This is a genomic window from Crenothrix sp., assembly GCF_043729335.1.
GTDB lineage: Bacteria > Pseudomonadota > Gammaproteobacteria > Methylococcales > Methylomonadaceae > Crenothrix.
The window spans coordinates 133,280-150,783 of the sequence record NZ_JAYTLQ010000060.1 but is presented as its reverse complement, the minus strand read 5'-3'; the positions used below and the strand labels follow the sequence as shown (position 1 = coordinate 150,783).

18 protein-coding genes are annotated in these 17,504 nt (G+C 42.0%); 7 read left to right on the top strand and 11 right to left on the bottom strand.

The genetic code is table 11. The features are described from left to right. Positions 1-8: 8 nt before the first annotated feature. Both gmhB and ACHZC4_RS15185 read left to right on the top strand, forming a co-directional pair. A complete protein-coding gene (gene gmhB, locus ACHZC4_RS15190; RefSeq protein ID WP_394754718.1) occupies positions 9-557 on the top strand; it encodes a D-glycero-beta-D-manno-heptose 1,7-bisphosphate 7-phosphatase in 549 nt (182 codons plus the stop codon). Then, entirely contained in the window at positions 520-1,287 is a 768-nt protein-coding gene (locus ACHZC4_RS15185; protein WP_394754717.1) for a lysophospholipid acyltransferase family protein, read from the top strand. The genes gmhB and ACHZC4_RS15185 overlap by 38 nt, the downstream gene beginning before the upstream one ends. A gap of 10 nt (positions 1,288-1,297) precedes the next feature. Here the strand turns inward: ACHZC4_RS15185 and rnhB are convergent, their stop codons facing one another. The 7 genes from rnhB to efp all read right to left on the bottom strand — a co-directional run bounded on the left by rnhB (position 1,298) and on the right by efp (position 7,809). Further along, the gene (rnhB, locus tag ACHZC4_RS15180) at positions 1,298-1,888 is read right to left on the bottom strand and encodes a ribonuclease HII (RefSeq protein ID WP_394754716.1); all 591 of its coding nucleotides are present in this window, start codon (positions 1,886-1,888) and stop codon (positions 1,298-1,300) included. Further along, the gene (gene lpxA / locus ACHZC4_RS15175; protein ID WP_394754715.1) at positions 1,888-2,682 is read right to left on the bottom strand and encodes an acyl-ACP--UDP-N-acetylglucosamine O-acyltransferase; all 795 of its coding nucleotides are present in this window, start codon (positions 2,680-2,682) and stop codon (positions 1,888-1,890) included. The genes rnhB and lpxA overlap by 1 nt, the downstream gene beginning before the upstream one ends. Then, complete coding sequence (gene fabZ / locus ACHZC4_RS15170) at positions 2,655-3,104, bottom strand: 3-hydroxyacyl-ACP dehydratase FabZ (RefSeq protein ID WP_394754714.1); 450 nt, start codon at positions 3,102-3,104, stop codon at positions 2,655-2,657. Before fabZ ends, lpxA begins: the two co-directional genes overlap by 28 nt. A 49-nt stretch (positions 3,105-3,153) precedes the next feature. Next, complete coding sequence (locus ACHZC4_RS15165) at positions 3,154-3,657, bottom strand: OmpH family outer membrane protein (RefSeq protein ID WP_394754713.1); 504 nt, start codon at positions 3,655-3,657, stop codon at positions 3,154-3,156. 94 nt (positions 3,658-3,751) lie between these two features. Further along, entirely contained in the window at positions 3,752-6,181 is a 2,430-nt protein-coding gene (gene bamA, locus ACHZC4_RS15160; RefSeq protein ID WP_394754712.1) for an outer membrane protein assembly factor BamA, read from the bottom strand. A 78-nt stretch (positions 6,182-6,259) separates the two neighbouring features. Next, complete coding sequence (gene epmA, locus ACHZC4_RS15155) at positions 6,260-7,243, bottom strand: EF-P lysine aminoacylase EpmA (RefSeq protein WP_394754711.1); 984 nt, start codon at positions 7,241-7,243, stop codon at positions 6,260-6,262. Further along, complete coding sequence (gene efp / locus ACHZC4_RS15150) at positions 7,243-7,809, bottom strand: elongation factor P (protein WP_394754710.1); 567 nt, start codon at positions 7,807-7,809, stop codon at positions 7,243-7,245. The genes epmA and efp overlap by 1 nt, the downstream gene beginning before the upstream one ends. Positions 7,810-7,894: 85 nt before the next feature. Here efp and epmB point away from each other — a divergent pair, with 85 nt between their 5' ends. After that, positions 7,895-8,905, top strand: a complete 1,011-nt coding sequence (gene epmB / locus ACHZC4_RS15145) for an EF-P beta-lysylation protein EpmB (protein ID WP_394754709.1) — start codon at positions 7,895-7,897, stop codon at positions 8,903-8,905. Between the two features lie 136 nt (positions 8,906-9,041). Here the strand turns inward: epmB and ACHZC4_RS15140 are convergent, their stop codons facing one another. Beyond that, positions 9,042-10,307 (bottom strand): glycosyltransferase family 1 protein, encoded by a 1,266-nt coding sequence (locus tag ACHZC4_RS15140; RefSeq protein ID WP_394754708.1) that lies wholly within the window; start codon positions 10,305-10,307, stop codon positions 9,042-9,044. A 298-nt stretch (positions 10,308-10,605) separates the two neighbouring features. Between ACHZC4_RS15140 and ACHZC4_RS15135 the strand changes: the two genes are divergently transcribed. From ACHZC4_RS15135 to ACHZC4_RS15120, 4 genes are read left to right on the top strand one after another with little or no spacing between them, the layout of a single operon-like run. After that, entirely contained in the window at positions 10,606-11,694 is a 1,089-nt protein-coding gene (locus ACHZC4_RS15135; protein ID WP_394754707.1) for a hypothetical protein, read from the top strand. A 32-nt stretch (positions 11,695-11,726) separates the two neighbouring features. Then, entirely contained in the window at positions 11,727-12,914 is a 1,188-nt protein-coding gene (locus ACHZC4_RS15130) for an acyl-CoA dehydrogenase family protein (protein WP_394754706.1), read from the top strand. Then, positions 12,902-13,639 carry a PIG-L deacetylase family protein gene (locus tag ACHZC4_RS15125; protein ID WP_394754705.1) on the top strand — a complete coding sequence of 246 codons (738 nt, stop codon included), beginning with the start codon at positions 12,902-12,904 and terminating at the stop codon, positions 13,637-13,639. Before ACHZC4_RS15130 ends, ACHZC4_RS15125 begins: the two co-directional genes overlap by 13 nt. Next, on the top strand, positions 13,639-14,223 hold the full coding sequence (locus tag ACHZC4_RS15120) for a class I SAM-dependent DNA methyltransferase (protein WP_394754704.1): 585 nt from the start codon (positions 13,639-13,641) through the stop codon (positions 14,221-14,223). The genes ACHZC4_RS15125 and ACHZC4_RS15120 overlap by 1 nt, the downstream gene beginning before the upstream one ends. Here the strand turns inward: ACHZC4_RS15120 and ACHZC4_RS15115 are convergent. From ACHZC4_RS15115 to ACHZC4_RS15105, 3 genes are all read right to left on the bottom strand, one after another. After that, positions 14,220-15,362, bottom strand: a complete 1,143-nt coding sequence (locus ACHZC4_RS15115) for a glycosyltransferase (protein WP_394754703.1) — start codon at positions 15,360-15,362, stop codon at positions 14,220-14,222. The genes ACHZC4_RS15120 and ACHZC4_RS15115 overlap by 4 nt on opposite strands. A gap of 36 nt (positions 15,363-15,398) precedes the next feature. Continuing rightward, positions 15,399-16,535, bottom strand: coding sequence for a UDP-galactopyranose mutase (locus tag ACHZC4_RS15110; protein ID WP_394754702.1), 1,137 nt, complete (start codon positions 16,533-16,535; stop codon positions 15,399-15,401). A 345-nt stretch (positions 16,536-16,880) separates the two neighbouring features. Then, positions 16,881-17,369 carry a hypothetical protein gene (locus ACHZC4_RS15105; RefSeq protein WP_394754701.1) on the bottom strand — a complete coding sequence of 163 codons (489 nt, stop codon included), beginning with the start codon at positions 17,367-17,369 and terminating at the stop codon, positions 16,881-16,883. Positions 17,370-17,504 lie beyond the last annotated feature (135 nt).

Below are 17,504 nucleotides of genomic sequence, written 5' to 3'. Positions count from 1 at the left end.
GCTCCTGCATGGATCGGCAACGCTATGTCTTATTAGATAGAGACGGTGTTATCAACCACGATTCTGAACACTTTATAAAATCACCGGACGAATGGCTACCTATAACCGGTAGCCTGGAAGCCATTGCTTTACTTAATCGGCACGGTTACAAAGTGGCGGTCATTACTAATCAATCCGGCATCGCGCGGGGATTATTGGATAGTGATACGCTACAAAATATTCATGCCAAAATGCAGCGTATGGTAGCTGAGCAAGGGGGCAGCATCGATGCTATTTATAGCTGTCCACATGGCCCAAACAGCGATTGCAACTGTCGCAAACCCAAACCTGGATTGCTGGAACAGTTTGCACAAGAAAAACAAATTGACCTGAAAGACACTGTTTTTATTGGCGACTCTTACCGTGACATTCAAGCGGCACAAGCGGCTGGAGCAACACCCATTTTGGTAAAAACCGGCAAGGGCTTAAAAACCCTGGCGCATCATCCTGACCTTAACATTGGAATTTTTGATAATTTATATGACGCAGCAAGACACCTCATCACAAGAAGACCCTAGACCCAAAAACCTGATTGGCTCAGCGCTGTTGTTTATTGGTATTTTCGTAACTGCCACCCTTATCGGCATTTTACTGATTACCGGCTTGATTTTTCCATTTGCCTACCGTTGGTATATTGGCAGGCTCTGGTGTTTGATTATTAGCTGGTTTACCCGCGTATTCTGTGGCCTCACTTTTAAGGTAGAAGGCTTAGAGAATATTGATCCAGCGCAGCCGGTCATCTTTTTCAGCAATCACCAATCAGCGTGGGAAACTTTGGCATTACGGATTTTTCTACCACCCCATTCGGTAGTCATTAAACGCGAACTGCTGTACTTCCCAATTTGGGGCTGGTCTTTGCTAACGCTGAAATCTATTGTCATTAACCGTAAAAATCAACGTGCCTCATTACGCTCTTTATTGGAGCAAGGTTCACGTTATTTAAATGAAGGCTTATGCGTATTGATTTTTCCGGAAGGCACCCGTTCTGCACCGGGTACGGTCAATAAATTTAATATCGGCGGCGCTATGCTGGCGCATAAAACCGGTTATCCGGTTATTCCGCTTGTTCATACTGCCGGTGATTTTTGGCCACGCTACAGTTTTTATAAATACCCAGGGGTAATAAAAGTAAAAATTGGACCGATGATTGAAACCAAAGACCGTAAAGCCCAGGATATTAATGCGGAGGCTGAAACGTGGATGCGTCAAAACTTGCAAGATTTACGTAGTGATAACGTTGCGGTTTAAAAATGTACGGTTAAACCTGCAACCTATATTTAATAGGCGCAAAGGTTTTTCGGTGTATCGGCAGATGTCCAAAGGTTTTAATTTCAATCAGATGCTGCTTGGTACCGTAACCTTTATGCAAATGAAATGAAAAATCGGGGTAGTCTTTATGATAATCCAGCATCATTCTATCCCGCGTCACCTTCGCCAATATAGAAGCGGCGCTGATGGCCGGAATTTTACTGTCACCCTTAACAATCGCCTGAGCAGGCATAGATAATTTGGGCAGTTGATTGCCATCAACCAGCACTTCGTCAGGCTGTAGAGACAAACCCGTTACCGCACGCTGCATCGCCAACAATGTCGCTTGTAAAATGTTGAGCTCATCAATTTCTTCAACACTGGCCGAGGCAATTGACCAACTTAAGGCGCAGTCGATAATAAGCCCATAAAGCGTATTACGCCGACGCTCATTAAGCACTTTAGAATCAGCCAAACCGAGTATTGGCTTAAGTGGATTTAAAATAACCGCCGCTGCCACGACACAGCCTGCTAAAGGTCCACGCCCCGCTTCATCAACACCTGCCATCAGCGTTGTAGCGGGCAGCAATACAATAGACATTAACGCAAGATGCCTCGGCTGACATTGCGCAAAAAACTAACCATATCAGACAGTTCTTTACTGTCTCCAGCTAAATCTTCCATCTGATCTATAGCATCTTCCAGGCGCAGGTTCATTTTATAAATCATTTTATAAGCTTTTCTGATCAAGCGTATATCCTCAGCTGAAATACCATTACGCTCCATTCCCACAGAATTGATGCCGTGCGGCCTAGTGGGTTTACCACCTACCATCACAAATGGCGGTATATCTTGCGTAATGGCACTGCCCATAGCGGCAAAGCTGTACTGGCCTATCTTGGTAAATTGGTGCACCAAGGTAAAGCCACCCAAAATAGCATGATTGCTCAAACGCACATGGCCTGCAAGGGATGCCCCGTTCGCCATGATGACATGATTACCAATCACGCAATCGTGGGCAACATGGGTATAGGCCATAAACAGGTTGTCGTTACCAATTTGAGTAACACTATGATCCTGTATCGTCCCTCTGTGCATAGAAGAAAATTCACGAATAATATTTCTATCACCAATCTCAAGACGGGTTATTTCATGGTCGTATTTCTTGTCTTGAGGATCTTCCCCAATGGAACTGAATTGATAGATATGATTATGCTGACCAATGGCCGTGGGACCATTGATGACAACATGCGGACCTATCACCGTGCCTGAGCCGATTTTTACATGGGCGCCTATCACCGAAAAAGCACCGATGCTAACATCAGCAGCCACTTCGGCATTGCTATCTATAATGGCTGTTGAATGAATCAAGGCTTCTGTACTACCGCTGCACATCTGATTTCAGCACTGGCGACAAATTCACCATCGACCTCTGCTCGGCATTCAAACGCCCAGATATTACGCTTGCTTTTAACAAATTTCGCTTCCAGCATGAGCTGATCCCCAGGTACTACCGGCCGTTTGAATTTCGCCTTATCAATACCTACCAAGTAATAGATCATACCCGCCAACTCATCGCCTGCTGTTTCCGATGCCAGTAAACCTGTAGCTTGTGCCAGCGCTTCCAGAATCAGTACACCCGGCATAATCGGCTTTTGTGGAAAGTGACCTTGAAAATACGGCTCGTTATAGGTAACGTTTTTTAATCCTAAAAGTCGCACCCCAGGTTCGCACTCAACTACCCTATCAATCAGTAAAAAGGGGTAGCGGTGTGATAAAAAGGCTTGAATTTGTAAAATATCCAGCTTAATAGACATATTTGTTATGGAGTGAGTAGTGTGTTCAAAAACAAAAAGGCTGTAGCGGTTATTTCGGCATAGTCGCAAGTTTTTTCTGAACTTGTGCGGTCACATCAATATCCTGATTAGAATAAATGACACCTTCTGTCAATAACAAATCAAACTTGTCATCTTTAGCAATAGCGCGTATAGCTTCCAGAATATGGCGCTGTACTTTGCCTAATTCTTCGTTGCGGCTTGCATTGAAATCTTCCATAAATTCCTGCTGCGCTCTTTTGGCATCTCTGACTTTGTTTTGAATTTCTTTTTCCATTTTACGGCGTTCTGCATCACCCATTACTGAAGCGTCTTTGGATAATTTCTCATCCATCGTTTGAATTTCGCTTTGTTGTGACTCCAGTTGTTTTTTGCGCGGTAAAAACTTTTGATCCATACGGCGTTTGGCTTCTTCAAATTGTGTGGATTTTTCAAGCACGGCATTGATATTAACAACGCCGATTTTTAATTCTGCCATACTGGCCGTTGCCGTCAGGGCCAAACCCAAAAATAAAGCAATTTTCGTTTTCATCATTAATGATTCTCCAAAGATAAATAAATTTAAATAAATAGTGACTGATACGCTTCAAAGTGTAGAAGATATAGGTTTTAAACCAAAACTATACCCACTAAAAATTTTGGCCAAAGTTAAATTGAAATATTTGCGACTGATCGCCCGCCGCCTTATCCACATTTAAAGGATAAGCTGCACTCACGGACAAGGCACCAAAAGGCGATAACCATTCCCCAGAGATACCGGCAGAATATTTTAAATGATTGACACCAAAACTATTGTCAATACGACCTGCATCAAAAAAAGTGCCTAACCGAACCGACTTGGTTTCAGAAAAAAATGGTACGGGGAAAAACAACTCCACATTGGCAATGAGTTTATTAGAACCACCCAGTGGCCTACCAGAGGCTTTAATAGGGTCGGTATCACATTTTAGATTTGGTTGGCCAGTGATACAATCTGTGGTAAGTGTTCCTCTTGCACCCAGCGTGTTATTTCTAAAGCCACGCACTGAACCGGTACCGCCGCCAAAATAATTTTCGAAAAAAGGCAAGCCATCGGTACTACCATAACCATCGCCGTGGGCAATTTCCGCTTGCATTCTTAAGGTTAAGTCTCTTGCCAGGGGCAAATACAATTGATGTTTGTAACTGACTTTATAGTATTGCAAATCACTGCCAGGAATAGTCGCCAACGCAGAAAACCGTTGTTGTCCGCCTTTAGTAGGAAAAATAGCGCGGTTAAGCGTATCGTGTGTCCAACCTATCGAAGGCGAGAAGGTCAAAAACTTGCTACCTTCTTTTTTCTTAAAGTCACTAATTTCATCGGAGGTATTGGGTGATTCAAGCCGATACTGGAATTCCTCGTCACCTTTACAGTATATCCCTGGCCCCGGACAGGAGAAATCAGTCAAAGTATCATCGGGAAGTTTAAGGGTAGTATGCTTGACATCAAACCCTAATCTTAATTGATCAAATTCATTCAACGGAATACCCAAATCGACACCAGCATTCAACACGTCAGTTGAATAATTGGCAATATTGACTTGGCCGGCATTACGCTGTGAATACCCTATGTTATAACCCAAACTAATACCGTCTGGTGTAAAGTAGGGGTTATAAAATCCAAACTGATAATTGGTCGCATAATTACTGTTATTAAACGCCAGATTAACGCGCTTACCGGAACCAAACACATTGTCTTGTGACACATTAGCATTAATGACTATGCCTTGTACCTGCGAAAAACCAATCCCTGCTGACAGATTACCTGATGCTTTTTCAACCACAGAATAATTGACATCAATCTGATCCGCTGTACCCGGAACAGGCGGTGTTTCGACATTAACCGATTCAAAATAACCCAGGCGCTCTAAACGCGTTTTAGAACGTTCTATTTTTGAACCCGATGCCCAACTGGATTCCATTTGCCGCATTTCGCGCCGCAATACTTCATCACGGGTTTTGGTATTGCCTTTCATATTAATGTGGCGTACGTAAACACGCTTGCCTGGATCGACAAAAAACGTCATATCAACTGTTCTTTTAGCTTCGTTGATTTCCGGTACCATATTGACATTGGCAAATGCGTAACCCTCATCACCCAAACGGTCTTGCAAAGCTTTTTGAGTTTCCGTGGCGCTTTTTCTGGAAAAAACTTCTTCGGGGCCAATACTCACTAACTTTACCAATTCCTCAGGTTTAACGACTAAATTACCGGCTAATTTTACTTTTTCTACTTTGAAAACATCACCTTCTTTAACATTAATGGTGACGTAAATATCTTTTTTATCTGGCGTAATCGCTACTTGCGTGGATTCAATCGCAAAATTGATATAACCACGGTCAAGATAATATGAACGCAAAGTTTCCAAATCCGCCGAAAGCTTTTGTTTGGAATATTGGTCATTCTTAGTATAAAACGACAACAAATTAGAGGTACTGAGCTCAAAATTCCTTAACAAGATTTTGTCATCATAAACCGTATTGCCAACAATATTAATCTGTTTAATCTTAGTGACGCGGCCTTCTGAAATTTTAATATGAATGCCAATGCGGTTACGGGTAAGATTGGCTACTTCGGTTTTAATTTTTAAACCGTACTTACCGTGACTTAAATACTGACGATTTAATTCCAGCTGCACTTTATCTAAAATTTGTCGGTCAAATACTTTGCCTTCTGAAAGCCCGATTTTATCTAACGCTTTTGTTAAATCTTCTTTGCTAAGGTCTTTATTACCTTCAATAATTATTTTTGCAATGGACGGACGCTCGACTACATTAACCACCAATGTAGAACCGTCCCGCTCCAAAGAAACATCCTTAAAAAAACCGGTTTTAAAAAGCGCCTTAATAGCAGGCCCTACATTATCTAAAGAAAAACGCTCGCCAACATTTACAGGTAAATAGTTAAAAACCGTGCCTTGAGAAATGCGTTGCAAGCCATTAACTTTAATATCTCGAACGACAAATTCATCTTCACTTTTAACCACTTGCGAAACAAATAAACACAGCAACAACACGCGAGCAAAGATATTTGATTTCATAGTCAGCATTTAAAAACAAGAGTTGATTTACAACCCTTAAAAGGGCGCGAGTATAACACGATAAACATTATATGCAGCTTAAGCCGTGCGCGTGGGGAAGCTTAATACATCCGCAATGGATGGACTTTCCGATAATACCATGAGCAAGCGATCCAAACCTATGGCAATGCCCGAACATTCAGGCAATCCTACCGTTAATGCGTCAATTAAGTACTGATTTTTAATACTTTCGGGCAGATTTTGTTGTTGCCTAATAGCAATTTCATCATTAAAACGCTTATCCTGTTCTTTAGCATCGGTTAATTCGCCATAACCATTACCCAGCTCTATGCCATTAATAAATAGCTCCACCCGCTCAACAACGCTCGGATTATCTGGTTTGATGCGCGCCAACGATGATTGACACGCTGGATAATCATAAACCATACACAGACGGTTTGGTCCCAGATAAGGCTGAACGTGGTGGCTAAACAAAAAATCCAGCCATAAACCATGATCTTTAGCGCATAGCGTAACCGCTTCAGGGCATTGATACTCCAACGCATAACGGCAGTAATCTTCATAGTCAAAATTTAAAGCATCCAGGCCCGTATAATACTTAAAGATAACTTGATAGCTAAAGCGCTGTGTTTCTGCCAAAGGCTTACTTTGCTGACGAAATAACTGCGCTATTAATTCGTTAATTTCAGCCATTAACATAGGCAAACTAAAACCGACCCGATACCATTCCAACAAAGTAAATTCCGGATTATGAAAACGACCGGACTCACCGTTTCTAAAGGCTTTACAAATTTGATAAATAGAACCACTGCCCGCCGCCAGCAAACGCTTCATGGCAAACTCCGGCGATGTCTGCAAAAACAAAGTTTGCTGCACAGGTACCGCACGGTATTGCGTGCTAAAAAATGCCAGCTGCGGATCAGTACCCACAGCATGAGACATCAACGGTGTTTCTACTTCCAGCACAGACCGCAGCAAAAAAAACTGCCGTATTTCCTGAAGCATCTGCGCCCTTAGTGCCAATAATTCTAAAGAACAGCTAGGGCGCCATGATTGGGACACTATTTTACCCGGGAAATATATTCACCGGTACGGGTATCCACCTTAATAACTTCATCGGTTTGTACAAATAACGGCACTCTAACCACCGCACCGGTTTCCAGTTTAGCCGGTTTACCACCACCGCCAGAGGTATCACCACGCACACCCGGATCAGTTTCGACAATTTTTAATTCAACAAAATTAACCGGAACCACTGCTAAAGGCGCATCATTCCATAAAGTAACCGTACAGGAATCCTGATCTTTTAGCCATAACGCCGCATCGCCAACAATAATTTCATTGGCCTGATATTGCTCAAAAGTATCGGGTTGCATAAAGTGCCTGTATTCTCCGTCGTTGTAGAGATACTGCATTTCCACATCAACTACATCAGCACCTTCCAGTGATTCACCGGATTTAAAAGTTCTTTCGATAACGCGGCCGGTTTTTAAATTTCTTATTTTTACCCGATTAAATGCCTGGCCTTTACCAGGCTTTACAAATTCATTTTCAATAATCGCACAGGGGTCATTATCTAACATGACTTTTAAGCCTGCCCTAAACTCATTCGTACTAAATGTGGCCATTTTATCCTCAAGACAACAAACAATTTAAAATTCGGCCATTATAATGTAGGCCTGTACCTATAGAAACTTTAAAATGAATCACTTAATGTCACCACCACCAAATATCACCGACTTTGCTAGCAAAAATTGGCAACAACAGCTAGCCCAAGCCTTTAATAACATTGCAGACTTATGCACTTTTTTGCAATTATCCCCGAGCGATTTACCGGTTTCCGAGCTAGCGATTAAGGCATTCCCTTTACGCGTGCCTTTAAGTTTTGCAGCCTGTATGGAAAAAGGCAATCCGCACGATCCCTTGCTGCGTCAGGTGTTGCCTGTTGAAGATGAGCTATTTGCCTACCCTGGTTACACTGATGATCCGGTTGGCGATTTACCGGCAACCACCCAATCCGGTGTTATCCATAAATATTATGGGCGCGTGTTATTAATCAATACCGGCAGCTGTGCCATTAACTGCCGCTATTGTTTTCGCCGCAGCTTTCCTTATGCCGATGTACAGCTGAGCAAACAAAAACAAGCCGCCGCTATTGATTACATAGCGCAAAATAGCAGCATCAGTGAAGTAATTTTAAGTGGCGGCGATCCTTTGTTGTTAAGCGATGCCAGATTGTCTGAGCTTTTTAAGCAATTTGATGACATCACCCATGTTAAACGCATACGTATACACAGCCGCTTGCCTATTGTATTGCCGGCGAGAATCACCGAAGAATTTATTGCCGTACTGGCGCAAAGCAGTAAACAAATCATCATGGTAACCCACTGTAATCATGCTAATGAACTCAGCAAAGAGACGCAAGCCGCTTGCCATGCGTTAAAAAAACAGGGAATAACGCTGTTTAATCAAGCGGTATTATTAAAAGGAGTTAATGATAATAGCCAAGCACTGTGCGCTTTAAATGAAGCACTTTTTGCACAAGGTATTATCCCGTATTATCTGCACTTATTGGATAAAGCCAATGGAACTGGGCATTTTGAAGTGTCTAAAATTGAGGCTTTAGCGCTTATGCAAGAAATTCAAGCTATTTTGCCTGGCTATTTAGTCCCTAAATTAGTTGAGGAACGCGCAGGTGCCGCATTTAAGCAGCCTATCTTTTAGCACGCGTTAAAGTTGATTTGCCAGTTTATTAAACCTATTGAACTAATATTCGCTGATTCCTATTACCGATTATTCATAAATAATCGGCGGATATTAAATAGAAAATTCACGCATTATGCTTACAAAAATTACATTATTATTCAATTGATCGTAACTGGTTAAGACTAGAACCTACCCGACTTAAAGTAGGTACAAGCGAATTTATACTGAAACTATCCAGCTTAATTGCAGCAAAATAGTTATTTTCCATGCATGTTTCGGAAATTAAATCCATCATCGCTGCAAACGTATCATCCCAAGAGTTTAATGCCAGAAACTCATCTACTTTTTTAAGCCACTCTTTACGATTTCGCCCTTCAAGAATTTTTTCGGCTTCAAGGATAAATTCTACTGCCGTTTTGGCAATGCACACCAGCTTTTGATCACCGTATGGGCTCACCACATCTTGTATAGGCGTTGAAATAACCGGTTTTCCTGCTGCAAGATATTCTGGCGTTTTAGTAGGGCTTATAAAGCGCGTGGACTCATTCATAGCAAAAGGCATCAGCGCAATGTCCCAACCTGAAAGATAATCAGGCAATTCACTATAGTCTTTTCCACCCAGATAATGGATATTGCCACGACGAGGCAAATCTTCAGGGGAAATTTTTACAACGGGGCCAATCATTACAAATTGCCAGTCTGGGCGTAAATCCGCCATTTCCGCTAATAAATGCGTATCCATTCTCTCATCAATTACACCTAAAAAACCGAGTTTAGGAGAGGGGATTCTTATTTGATCATCAGGCTCTTGTGCTCTTTTTCGTGCCTTAGAAAAATGCTTGAAATCAATGCTTGAAGGAAAGGCAGAAACGTTCGGATGGTGTCCTTTTTTAGCATTATAAAGGCTCTGCCCGCCGGTAAAAACCAAATCCGCTTTTTTAAGCAGTCGTTTTTCCATGTCAACTAATTTGGGTGGGGCAAATTTAAATGCCGTCAGCTCGTCCATACAATCAAAAACCGTAACGCTAGGGTTTAAATGACTGGCAAATTCCATTGCCATAGGTGTGTAAAACCACAGTAAATAATTTTCAATTTTATTTTTTCGAATCGTATTATTAATCATTGACCGTTGAATTTTAATAGCGTTTATTTCTTCTTTGTAGTTAATAAACGGTGTACACACAGAAAGATTACTGTCTTTTAAAGTAACGGATAAATGCGTTTCGCCATCAAAAAAAATCGGCTCTTCAAAATATAAGACTTTTGCATTGCGGGCAAAACGACTCATAAGGTGTTGTGGGCGTTGATAAACAAAATCCCATCTTAAATGCGATAGACAAATAATATACTCTAAAGCAGCAATAGCATAATCAGGAGAAATTTCTACTGTTTTTATTTTTTTTACGGTATTAGTCTTCATTGACATTGCTCCTGCGTTCATTAAAGTTAGTAGTAATAAAATATAGTGATTAATATAGTTAAACCATATAGCTTTAATTTTTTTTTATCTGTACGGTATCTAACATAAGTTAAATATAGTTATTACGTATCTCAATAAAAAATATTAGTTGATTATTTTTTATTTTTTTAATACCATTATTACAATGGCGCTTCACTATATTAATTTAGTTTACTTGTATATATTTATTAAAAAATTATCCTAAATTTACAGTCATTAATAATTAATATTAATAACAATCATGAGTTAAAAACTGATTATGTTTAAGAGTTATTTAATGGGCGGTTTTGAATGTTCGACGCACTATAACTATAAAAAATGGCGCATTGATGTCATTAAAGGCAGTCGTCATGATGAATTCGCGGAACAGGATTATCTTAGACTTTTAGATGTGGGTATAAAAACTGCCCGCGACGGCGTACGCTGGCATTTAATTGAAAAATCACCGTTTATGTATGATTTTTCAAGCCTTATTAACCAAGCAAAAGCGGTAGAAAAAACCGGCGTTCAAATCATTTGGGATGTTTTTCATTATGGCTATCCTGATGATATTAATATATTTTTACCTGAATTTATCGAGCGCTTTGTGGCGTTTTCTTTAGCCACTGCGCAATTTTTAAAAAATCAAATTAACCAACCGCTGATTATTTGTCTGGCTAATGAAATATCATTTTTCTCTTGGATTGCAGGCGACGTGGGCGGGTTCTATCCCTTTGCTAAGGGGCGCGGTTTTGAAATGAAGCGCCAACTGGTTCAAGCAACTATTTTGGCTACCCAAGCCATTCGTGAACGATACCCGGATACGCGATTTGTGCAAACAGATCCCGCAGTGCGTATTGAGCCTTCACCTAACAATAAGCGGGCTATTATTGACGCGGCACATTACCATGAAAGCCAGTTCCAGGTGTTTGATATGTTAACCGGAAAACTCGCACCTGAACTGGGCGGAATGCCCGAATATCTTGATATTATCGGTATTAATTATTATTTTAATAATCAATGGCGCCACCCTAGCGGACGTAGAATTTATCGGCATCATAAAAATTATCAGCCTTTTCACGAAATACTTGAATCTATTTATAAGCGTTACCAACGACCACTTTTTATTGCGGAAACCGGCATTGAAAATGAAGCGCGGCCTGAATGGTTTTTATATATGAGAAAACAGGCAAAAATTGCCCAATCGCATAACGTGCCTATTCAAGGACTTTGTCTTTATCCGATTGTCAATCACCCAGGTTGGGACGATAATCGGCATTGTCACAACGGTTTGTGGGATTATGCCGACGATGCCGGCAATCGCGAATTGTATCAACCGTTGGCGGATGCCTTTTTGGTGGAGGATTAATCTATGACTACTTTTAAGCTAGCGCATTAAACATGCAGCCGGATAAAACAAAAATTGTCAGTGCTGAAAAAAAATCTAAAAAGCTTTCGTTAAAAGCGCTGCTGGGTTCTGCCCAAAAAATAGCCGATGATGCTTTTGATGAAGCTGCGGCAACCGATAGCATAGAAAAATTTCCCATCGAAACGCTCCGGAAAATCACTGAGCAGCATTTATTAACGGCTGCCTTGCCAAAGCAATATAACGGCATAGGACTGGGTTTGGAATTCGGTAACAATGAGGCACTTTTGCTTATATTAAAGCAGCTTGGCCGCGGCAACTTGGTGATGGGCAGAATTTACGAAGGCCATGTAAACGCCTTGCTTTTAACAAACCTTTTTGGTTCTGATGAACACATAAAATGGCTTGCCGCTGAAGTTAGCCATGGTGGTCTATCAGGGGTTTGGAACACGCAAGCCGCTGACGGTGTTACGCTATTACCCCTTAAAAATGGGAAATATCGGTTGCAGGGCTGCAAAATCTTTGCGAGCGGGGTTAATTTTGTCACCCACCCCTTAGTTACCGCCGCGCTTCCCGACGGGGGTTGGCAGATGTGTATTGTACCGCTCACTGCCACTCAGCTTAAAACCGATGCGTCGTGGTGGAACCCAATGGGCATGCGCGCCACACGATCCTTTAAGGTAGATTTCACCGGTATTGAAATTGACCAGAAACAGCTTATCGGCTCCCCTGGCGATTATTATCGCCAGCCATGGTTTTCTGGTGGTGCGGTGCGTTTTTCTGCTGTCCAATTGGGTGCGGCGGTCGCACTTTTTGAGCAAACCCGCCAATACTTACAAATGCTTAAGCGCATAGACGATCCTTATCAAAAAATGCGCTTAGGCGAGATGGCGATATTAATTGAAACCGGCAATTTGTGGCTTAAATCAGCGGCTGAAAAAATGGATGATTTTATGGATAACCCTTCAGCTATCCAAAGCGATATTTATTTAGCCTATGCTAATATGATGCGTACCGAAATTGAAAATATTTGCATTAAGGTCATGAGCTTAACTGAAAAATCCGTGGGCGCACGAGGCTTAAACCACCCGTTTCATTTTGGGCGCATTATTCGGGATCTGACTATTTACCTAAGGCAACCCGCCCCGGATGCCGCGCTTGCAGAGGTCGGACAGTATGTTTTGCAGTCTGAACTAGGGGTTGATAGCTTATGGACGCGTTAACGTTTACTGAGCTTGACAATATCCCCCTCAAACCTGAGCATCTCGTCAATTGTTTTGGCAGCACATTAATCGTCGCCCCGCACCCGGATGATGAAAGCTTGGGATGTGGCGGCGTGATAGCACTGCTGCGCAAATATGAGCAGCCGGTGTCGATTTTAGTGTTATCCGACGGCACACAATCACATCCCAATTCCAAAAAATTTCCGCCGCAAAAACTACAGGCATTACGTGAAACTGAATTGCTTAAAGCAGCGGCTTTGCTGGGCGTAGCCCAAGAAAACGTTAGCTTTTTTCGGTTTCCAGACCGACAAGTACCCACTAGCAGTTCAGAAAACTTCTTGCAGGCAACCAAGCGAGTTAAACAGTTGCTGACATCGGTAAAGCCGCAATCTATTTTTGTGCCGTGGCGCCGCGACCCGCATCCGGATCACCGCGCGGCATTTGAACTGATCGCAGCCGCTAAAAATAAAAAGCATACTGTGTTTGAATATCCGATTTGGCTTTACCCAACTGAAAATCCTGTTGATGCTCCCTTAAAATCGGAAGTGTCTGCGTTTAGGTTGGATATTACGACAGTGTTAAAAACCAAGCAACAAGCCATCATTGCCCATGCCTCACAAATCACTGATTTAATTGACGATGATCCAGCGGGTTTCCGCATCCCGCCCAATGTGTTGCAATGTTTTGCAGTCCCTTATGAAATTTTTTTTTTGAATAACGCTTAATGACCCTAAAACACACTTTAGCTGACCATTACTTTGATGATATTTATTCGGCAAATGACGACCCATGGAATTTTACCGAAAGCCAGTATGAAGCCCAAAAATATACCACCACACTCAATGCCCTGCCCTCTGCCCATTATAATAATGCCTTTGAAATTGGCTGTTCAATTGGCGTGTTTACCGAAAAGCTGGCCGCAAAATGTGCCCGGCTTTTAGCGGTGGATGTATCGGACAAAGCCTTGGCGCAAGCCAAAAAAAGATGCAGTTATCTGCCGCAGGTGCGTTTCCAGAAAATGAACGTGCCGCAAGCGTTTCCGCTGGAAAAATTTGATTTGATAGTCATTTCCGAAGTAGGTTATTTCTTCACGGCAGAAGATTGGCAACTCACCATCGAAAAAGCCTATTTACAGTTGAAAGACCAGGGCCAGATTGCCTTGGTGCATTGGCTTCCGGTCGTGCACGACTTTCCACAAACCGGCGATGAAGTGCATGATGCCTTTGCCCAACTGATTACGGGAAAAATGCTAAACCGGCATAAAACCGAAAATGAACATTATCGGATTGATATTTGGGAGAAATATTAACCGCGCCTTTTTTTTATTGCTATTCTAAGGTCTTGTAATGCTTGGTTAAGGCATACCAAAGGCAATGGCTTTAGACCTTGCCCTTGAATAATTTCACTGTAAAAAAGACCAAAAGGTTGTTTTTTTTCAAGTTGATAGAGTATGAATTGGTCGGAAATTAAAATTTGGCTGGCAACCTTTTGTACGGCGCTTAAAGCTATCGGGTTTTCATCCCAAAACCTGCGCCATAGTGTTCTTAACTCTTTTTGAACGTTTAACCGATTGACAATGGATTGTGCCGATTCCACCAAAATCTCTTCACCGCTTTGCCTTAGGGTTTTCCATAAGTTGATCTGAAACGACAATCCAACTTCGCAGCGGCCGTTTTGCCTCGCTGAGGTATAGACCTTCACTAACGGGCTGTGGCGAACCTTGGCATCCATTTTTTGCAAACGATCAAAAAAAGCACAGTCTTCAAGGAATTTAACTTCCGGAATGCCGCCGGCTTGTTCAAAAGCTTGAGTCGTCACTGCAAAGCTGCCGTTAAAATGCTGGTGGTGACGTGGCGCATGGTCAAAAGGCAAGTCATCTATTAAGGTTTCAATCTCTGCCATTAAAAGCCGATATTCCTCATCTTTTAAATGAATTTCCCGGCACAAGCGGTTCATTTTTTTTAATTCGGCCTTATCAATAATAATACGTCCGCCGACCGCATCGGCACCGGCTTTAATTTCTGTTAAATTTGAAACTATCCAATCGTCGGCAACAACGGTATCGCTGTCGGTGGTCATCATCACGCCATCGCCAAATGGGCTGTTACGGAGGCGATGGAAAGCGGCATTCATTAACAATCGTCTTACGAAGCCTATGTTGGCGTCTTCAGCCGATAACTCCATTTCAGCCAAGTAAAGCGGCAGCGTTAGATTTTCTTGCTGAAATTTTTTGATAATATCGACAGAATCATCCGTGCAATTATTCGCCAGCATCAGTATCTCGAAGCTTTCAGGATCCAGGGGATTTTTATGCCGGTCAACTTGCCGGGCAAAGGCCGTAAGGGTTTTTAAAATATGTTCAGATTCATTCCGGACCGGAATGACAACGGACGTTTGGCAGCTTTTGGAGAGCTTAAAACTTGAAAAAACCGCGGCAGGATCATCCATATTAAAAAAGATTAATATTGCTTTGATATTAAACGGCTAGCTTACCAAAAAATTTCGGGCTATTTTTAAGCTGTTTGCCACCACTTGATGCATATCATAATAAATATACTGTCCGCATCGGCCTATAAACGTCATATGGTTTAATTTTTCGGCCTCGCCACGGTAGCGTTTGTATATTTTCTGCGGTTCGCCCGCAACGGTTTTAACCGGATAGTAGCGTTCAAAATTATTGTCTTCGTAACTGCAAGGAATTTCTTTAGTGATCAATATTTCGCTCCGTTTCCCAAGGTCACACCCCGGGTAGAGACGCCAATCCGTCTGCCGCGTATACATGCCTTCATCGGTAAAATTGACCGTCGGAACGGGCTGGTAATGCTCCTGTAGTCTTTCATGCACAAATTGTATGGAACGGTAAGGCAAGGCACCATATTTTTCATCAAAATATACATCGATAGGCATGGAATTAAAAATATGCTGGTAATTTTTTTCCATGGTTTTTTCAAAAGTACAAGAAAGGCTCACCGAAATATCAGGATGATCCAGCATGTTTTCAAATAAATGAAGGTAACCCTGTGCTGGCATGGCTTGTATGGCATCGTTAAAATAATGGGGATTGTCATCATAACGTACCGGCAGTCGCGCCAATACCTCAGTGGGTAATTCGCTTAACTTCAGCGACCACATTTTTTGGGTATAGCGCCCAAAAAACAATTGGGTTAATTCCGCACCGTAGATATTTTCAGCGATTTCCTGGGCATTTTTAGGAGCCAGATGATGACATTTAAGGGTATCAAGAAAGTTTTTAACGTCTGCCTCATCTTTTAGTTGGCAATGGTAAAGCGTGTTTAATGTCGTTCGGTTAATGGGTAAAGGCACATAGCCTGCCTTATCTATCCATGCCTCCACCTTGTGCTGGTAAGGTATCCATTGCGTAAACCGTGACAAATGGTCAAAAATACGCTGGTCATTGGTATGGAAAATATGCGGCCCGTATTGATGAACCCTTAATTTAAGCGCTTCATTGATGGGATCATAAGCATTGCCTGCAATATGATTACGCTGATCTATGATATGCACTTTATAGCGGCCGCTGTCAGCCAATTCGCGGGCAATGGTCGCGCCAGCAAAACCCGCGCCTACGATTAATATATTGTCTTTTATCTCACTTATCATGTTCAATTATTCTTTATCGATAAACTGATATAGAGAACTATGGCTAACAAAATTAAGGCCCATTTCCTATAGTTGTCTACTATTTTTTGACTGAGTCGATTGTATTTGTTCAGCAAAATTCAGTCTGTACGGTGAGGCACATAACACAACTGGAGAGATGATAACCAAATCAGCACTGATGCTCATTTAAATCAGATGAGGGGAATTTATTTTAAAAACATTAAACACGGGCTGTGCAAGTTTGAATAACAGCCATTTGAGAATGGCATGTGAATAGGTTTTGAATGTAATTTAATAGCCTAAAAGCCTAGATTGCGAAGATGCCATCTAGGCTACTTGTAATTTTTAGGGCTGAGGACAAGGCGAAAATGCACAAGATGGCGCTTTGCGGCCAACTGCAGAACCATCCGGACACAATTGGACGTCCATAGTACACACCGCTATGAGTTCTTCACTAGCGCAGCTAATCGCTGGCACAGCAGTATAAAATGTACCTACTTTTGATTTAATGGTTTTTAAATCCTGAATAAAAGCATTAAATTTTGCAGGACTTGCACTAAAACCAGCCTCAGCACACGCGCTCAAGCCACCTTCTATGGGCACAATACCTTGCTTCGGGCTGTAAACTGTAAAAGTATCTACAGCACCACTGGCGATACCATAGCCAACAACTTGGCGAATAGCGCGTAAAGCCGCACCATCTAGTGCACCGCCAATACTGCCTATATTGATATTAACAGCGCGGTTTGCAGGCTTTGCGGGTGTCACCGCCACTGCGGGTAACGTCACAACTAACAAAGCGCCCACCGCGATACTATTCACTAATTTTTTCATTACAATCTCCCTTAATAAGCACTAAATGCGTATATTTAAATGGTAAATACGTCTATAAAACGTAAGTATAGCTAATTTAAATCATTAAGAAATACAACTGAATTTTTCGAAAGCAGGCACTGGAGTAATCGATAG

Excerpts from the sequence above, each read along its gene's own strand:
- gmhB (WP_394754718.1), top strand. The coding sequence starts at position 9 with ATGGATCGGCAACGCTATGTCTTATTAGATAGAGACGGTGTTATCAAC.
- ACHZC4_RS15185 (WP_394754717.1), top strand. The coding sequence starts at position 520 with ATGACGCAGCAAGACACCTCATCACAAGAAGACCCTAGACCCAAAAAC.
- rnhB (WP_394754716.1), bottom strand. The coding sequence starts at position 1,888 with ATGTCTATTGTATTGCTGCCCGCTACAACGCTGATGGCAGGTGTTGAT.
- lpxA (WP_394754715.1), bottom strand. The coding sequence starts at position 2,682 with ATGTGCAGCGGTAGTACAGAAGCCTTGATTCATTCAACAGCCATTATA.
- fabZ (WP_394754714.1), bottom strand. The coding sequence starts at position 3,104 with ATGTCTATTAAGCTGGATATTTTACAAATTCAAGCCTTTTTATCACAC.
- ACHZC4_RS15165 (WP_394754713.1), bottom strand. The coding sequence starts at position 3,657 with ATGATGAAAACGAAAATTGCTTTATTTTTGGGTTTGGCCCTGACGGCA.
- bamA (WP_394754712.1), bottom strand. The coding sequence starts at position 6,181 with ATGAAATCAAATATCTTTGCTCGCGTGTTGTTGCTGTGTTTATTTGTT.
- efp (WP_394754710.1), bottom strand. The coding sequence starts at position 7,809 with ATGGCCACATTTAGTACGAATGAGTTTAGGGCAGGCTTAAAAGTCATG.
- epmB (WP_394754709.1), top strand. The coding sequence starts at position 7,895 with ATGTCACCACCACCAAATATCACCGACTTTGCTAGCAAAAATTGGCAA.
- ACHZC4_RS15140 (WP_394754708.1), bottom strand. The coding sequence starts at position 10,307 with ATGAAGACTAATACCGTAAAAAAAATAAAAACAGTAGAAATTTCTCCT.
- ACHZC4_RS15135 (WP_394754707.1), top strand. The coding sequence starts at position 10,606 with ATGTTTAAGAGTTATTTAATGGGCGGTTTTGAATGTTCGACGCACTAT.
- ACHZC4_RS15130 (WP_394754706.1), top strand. The coding sequence starts at position 11,727 with ATGCAGCCGGATAAAACAAAAATTGTCAGTGCTGAAAAAAAATCTAAA.
- ACHZC4_RS15125 (WP_394754705.1), top strand. The coding sequence starts at position 12,902 with ATGGACGCGTTAACGTTTACTGAGCTTGACAATATCCCCCTCAAACCT.
- ACHZC4_RS15120 (WP_394754704.1), top strand. The coding sequence starts at position 13,639 with ATGACCCTAAAACACACTTTAGCTGACCATTACTTTGATGATATTTAT.
- ACHZC4_RS15115 (WP_394754703.1), bottom strand. The coding sequence starts at position 15,362 with ATGGATGATCCTGCCGCGGTTTTTTCAAGTTTTAAGCTCTCCAAAAGC.
- ACHZC4_RS15110 (WP_394754702.1), bottom strand. The coding sequence starts at position 16,535 with ATGATAAGTGAGATAAAAGACAATATATTAATCGTAGGCGCGGGTTTT.
- ACHZC4_RS15105 (WP_394754701.1), bottom strand. The coding sequence starts at position 17,369 with ATGAAAAAATTAGTGAATAGTATCGCGGTGGGCGCTTTGTTAGTTGTG.